A 2,767-nucleotide genomic window follows, 5' to 3' on the forward strand; every position below is an offset into this window, starting at 1 on the left:
CATGGGTTTATTAAAAGCCATATACCCCGCATACTTTGGCTTCTTCTCCGGACGCAACTCCACCTGACGGTCATAACCACGGCCTGTCTTTCCTCTTGGCCTTACCCATGGCTTTTGCTCCTGGAAGGTAAAATAATTACGGATGCCTTCCTGCTCTACCACGATCACATTGGGCTTGATGTCCTTTTTGGACACATACAGACCCGCCTTCTGATCATATTTTACCTTTTTATTTTTTCCAATCCTGACCTCTGCATTGCTGATCTGCGTACCTTTCAGATCCGTAATCCGGAACTGAAAATCCCTCAGGTTATTTACAAACTGAAGGTTAACATTCCCTACCTGCTCCAAACTGTACACCAAATTATTGGCCACCGGAGTAACGTACAGGTAATGGCCAAAAGGCATTTTCTTAAGGTAAGTTTTTTTGGTATCCACCCGGAAAGAATCCACCAGGCTGTGCATGAAAGCATCGTTTACCGCAGCAGCAGATCCTGCTGCAACTGCATAAGCTTCTTTATCAGTTAATTTGTAGATATAGGTGTAGTGTCCGGATTGTCTGCTCGCCGATAATTTATTTTGTGCATTTGAGCCATTTACCAGTATACCAGCAAACAGTAATGAGAGGAAAAGGTGCTTCATGTATAATTTTTTGTGGATGATGCAACTGTATCGTTAATTTCATAAATCAATTAAAAAAATCTTTTAATGATCCGGAGCTGGTGGGTGTATTTATTTAATTCCTTATTAAAAATACCCTGATCATCAATCGGATCTATCCTTACTTTTCCTGAAGCATGTATAACCTGCTGATTGTCCAGCAAAATACCCACATGAATAATACGTCCTTCTGCATTGTCAAAAAAAGCAACGTCTCCTTTCCTTGCTTCAGGAAGAAAATCAACGGTAACGCCTTCTTCTGCTTGCTGGGAAGCATCTCTTTTTATCCGGATACCTGCCATTTTAAACACTATTTGTGTAAAACCGGAACAGTCTATTCCAAACCAGGTCCGTCCGCCCCAGAGATAAGGCGCATTTAGAAAAAAAAGCCCCATTGCGGCCAGATCCCCTGTTAAGACCCCATAATTAACCTGCAAAGGCTGAAAGTTCAGTTTAAATTTTAAGTTTCCAAAACTGCAATAGCCATTGCTAAAGCCTGGAAGACTACTTCCTGCAGCCAGGTAATAGCTGCTCCCATCTTCGGCGATGAGCGCATTTTCCAAGGCCAGCGGAGTAATAAAATCTGAAACTGCATCAGCCTCTTCCCTGGGCACAATCTCCAGCTGTTTCATATCCATCCAGCCTTCATATTGGTCATAAATATTCCGGATCTTACGCCAATTGTCCTTTTGCGCTGTAATTTCTACGCCATCGCCAAACAAGAGCTGCGATACAATTTCTGACCGGTCACTGGGTTCAGCCCTAAGCGGAGCTATAGAAACCCGGCATAGGCCAAACTGTTGTTCTGTTATCATATAATAGGATTAATGTCCTGTATTGATGGCTTCAAATCTTTTGCTGATGACGCCCAATTGCTGCTCTGTTAAACGGGAAGTATTTTTTAACACTTTATTAAAGGCAGCAATTTCTTCTTTTTTAGAAGGGCAGCCAATATTTTCACCTACCACATCCAATCCTGCACCTTGCGGCCTGATCTGAGAATCGGCCAGCAGTTTTCCGTTCTTGTCCAGGATCAGCCAAAAAGGAATCCCTTGTTTATCTCCGTGAAATTTAGCCAGTACTTCCTGTGCACCGGGATTCTCCAGTTTTTTATTTTGAGGAGATTCATTAACCACCAGATGCCGGATCACATACTGATCGTTAAACAAAGATTTACAGCTCGCATCATTCATGGCTTCGTCCATTTTATGGCACCAACCACACCAGGAAGCATGAAAAATAACGAATACATTCTTTTTTTCTTTTGCAGCTTGTTGATAAGCTTCTTTAAGGATAATTTCTGCAGTTGCAGCAGGTTCCTGCGCTTTCACTGTAGTGATCAGGAATACAGCACAAAAGGTCAATAGGAAATATTTCAGGTTCATCTTTTTTTTGTTCTAAATTAATAATTATATCGCAATAATGGAGGCCGGCAATTCGATTATAAAAAATGATCTTGAATTCAATATTCCGTGATTTCGATCATTAGGGCACATTTTTTGATCTTCTATCTTTATATCACTGTGACGAAGGTCTCAGATAAAATTGTTATTTTTATATAAACCAAAATCTCTATAATTATGAACCTTAAGAAAGTATTAATTGCCGTTGACAACAGTACCTGCTCCGAAAAGGCAGCTAAAACCGGTTATGAGATTGCCAAAACTTTCGGTGCTGAGGTCGCTCTGGTCAACATCATTGAGCCTGTACCGGCCAACATTAATCCAGATCTTTCTATGGCACCTGTATTCCTGGAGACTTATGACAACAGTGATGAAAACAGCCATTTACTGCTTAAGGAGATCGAAAATAAATACAGCCATGGGATACCGACAACCTATCTAAGTGTAGTGGACAGTGCCGCACATGGAATTATTCAACAGTCTGATGAATGGGGTTCAGACCTTATCGTGATAGGTACCTATGGCAGAACCGGACTTTATCACTTTCTGATGGGTAGCGTTGCAGAGCATGTAGCCAGAAAGTCGGCCTGTCCGGTACTCATTGTTCCAAATAAAGCAGAAGTATAACAAGATGGATAAAATGAGGAAAAGAGCAGGTGAATCCGCATATACTCCGCATCTAGTCCGCATATAGTCCGCGTTTT

At 41.5% G+C, this 2,767-nt stretch carries 4 protein-coding genes; 1 reads left to right on the forward strand and 3 read right to left on the reverse strand.

Annotation, left to right across the window (positions count from 1 at the left end; translation table 11 throughout):
• The 3 genes from VNZ46_RS23870 to VNZ46_RS23880 all read right to left on the reverse strand — a co-directional run.
• On the reverse strand, positions 1-642 hold a 642-nt coding region (locus VNZ46_RS23870), incomplete at its 3' end, for a hypothetical protein (RefSeq protein ID WP_325563306.1).
• Positions 643-692: 50 nt separating this feature from the next.
• On the reverse strand, positions 693-1,475 hold the full coding sequence (locus VNZ46_RS23875) for a C40 family peptidase (protein ID WP_325563308.1): 783 nt from the start codon (positions 1,473-1,475) through the stop codon (positions 693-695).
• A 9-nt stretch (positions 1,476-1,484) separates the two neighbouring features.
• Positions 1,485-2,045, reverse strand: a complete 561-nt coding sequence (locus VNZ46_RS23880) for a thioredoxin family protein (RefSeq protein ID WP_325563310.1) — start codon at positions 2,043-2,045, stop codon at positions 1,485-1,487.
• A 195-nt stretch (positions 2,046-2,240) separates the two neighbouring features.
• Between VNZ46_RS23880 and VNZ46_RS23885 the strand changes: the two genes are divergently transcribed.
• Positions 2,241-2,690: a universal stress protein gene (locus VNZ46_RS23885; RefSeq protein WP_325563311.1), complete on the forward strand. Its 450-nt coding sequence runs from the start codon at positions 2,241-2,243 to the stop codon at positions 2,688-2,690.
• The last annotated feature ends 77 nt before the right edge of the window (positions 2,691-2,767 follow it).

Source organism: Pedobacter sp. (assembly GCF_035566355.1).
Lineage (GTDB): Bacteria > Bacteroidota > Bacteroidia > Sphingobacteriales > Sphingobacteriaceae > Pedobacter.

Excerpts from the sequence above, each read along its gene's own strand:
- VNZ46_RS23875 (WP_325563308.1), bottom strand. The coding sequence starts at position 1,475 with ATGATAACAGAACAACAGTTTGGCCTATGCCGGGTTTCTATAGCTCCG.
- VNZ46_RS23880 (WP_325563310.1), bottom strand. The coding sequence starts at position 2,045 with ATGAACCTGAAATATTTCCTATTGACCTTTTGTGCTGTATTCCTGATC.
- VNZ46_RS23885 (WP_325563311.1), top strand. The coding sequence starts at position 2,241 with ATGAACCTTAAGAAAGTATTAATTGCCGTTGACAACAGTACCTGCTCC.